1 protein-coding gene is annotated in these 490 nt (G+C 39.4%); it reads right to left on the bottom strand.

Annotated features, from left to right (window positions below):
- Positions 1 to 85: 85 nt before the first annotated feature.
- On the bottom strand, positions 86 to 490 hold a 405-nt coding region (locus ACGHEH_RS21760), incomplete at its 5' end, for a hypothetical protein (protein WP_390449893.1).

The raw sequence follows: 490 nt of genomic DNA, 5'->3' as shown, positions 1-490 counted from the left end.
CTTACTAATGGGCGCAAAAATGCTTGGCTAAAATTAGCGACGAAGGAGCGCAAGCCAAGCGTTTTACGTCCTTTTGAGTAACTTGTTAGTTGCCAATTACCGCATTTTGTAAAAAGTGTACCTGTTTCTTGCGCCAAAATGGGAAAAATAATAATGCAGTTGTGCTTTCGTCATACCACTCATTTTCATGTAGCGCCTGAACTACCCACTTATATTCGTAGTCCCCACGTTTAAACACCTTAAGTCTGCATTTATTGCTGAGGCCGAAAGCAAAACAATCTAGAGCTTCTTCCAACTCATCGAATTCCTCATGCCAGTTTGAAAAACCAACAGTTAAAGTATTCGCATTTTCTCTAAGCCAAACATCGAAACCATTTGCAGGTTTTACACAAATAGAGGTTTCACTCTTCTCAAAATCAAGCTCAGGATACTTCTTTAATTTTTCTAAGATGTGGGAAATAGCAGACATATCATCCTTGGCAACTAACGC

This window comes from Pseudoalteromonas sp. MTN2-4 (assembly GCF_042848605.1).
In the GTDB taxonomy this organism is placed as follows: domain Bacteria; phylum Pseudomonadota; class Gammaproteobacteria; order Enterobacterales; family Alteromonadaceae; genus Pseudoalteromonas.
The sequence above is the reverse complement of the archived record's forward strand: the minus strand, read 5'-3'. Positions and strand labels throughout refer to the sequence as shown.